A 427-nucleotide genomic window follows, 5' to 3' on the forward strand; every position below is an offset into this window, starting at 1 on the left:
GGTAAAGGCAATACGGACGATCTGTGACCCTTTTCGCATGGATTGCCCCGCTTTCTTTCGTTTGGTATAGTACAAGGTATGTTCGCGAAGACAGTAGCATGACTGCAACTTGGGGCAAGCCATCGTTTTTGATAAAATGGTAAGGAACAGAAAGACGAATGAATTTGGGAGTGTGTCTTTTGTGAAAGAAGCTCTTTATGAATTTATTGGGCATTATGGCTATATTGCTTTGTACATTTTGTTATCTGCCGGCATTGTTGGCGTACCTATACCAGATGAAACGTTGATGGCTTTCGTGGGCTCGCTGACCGCGCCTGGAGGTCCTTTTGAGTATGGGACAACGTTAATTGTGATTTATGCAGGCACCATGACGGGGATGATTGTGAGTTATCTCATTGGTCATCGGGTAGGCAAGCCATTCTTGTAC

General features: G+C 44.7%; 1 protein-coding gene. It reads left to right on the forward strand.

The window, feature by feature from the left end; translation table 11 throughout:
* Positions 1-181: 181 nt before the first annotated feature.
* A partial coding sequence (locus AC1DUA_RS40715) for a DedA family protein (RefSeq protein WP_477505026.1) occupies positions 182-427 on the forward strand: 246 nt, incomplete at its 3' end.

The organism is Paenibacillus sp. 01T422 (assembly GCF_056398785.1).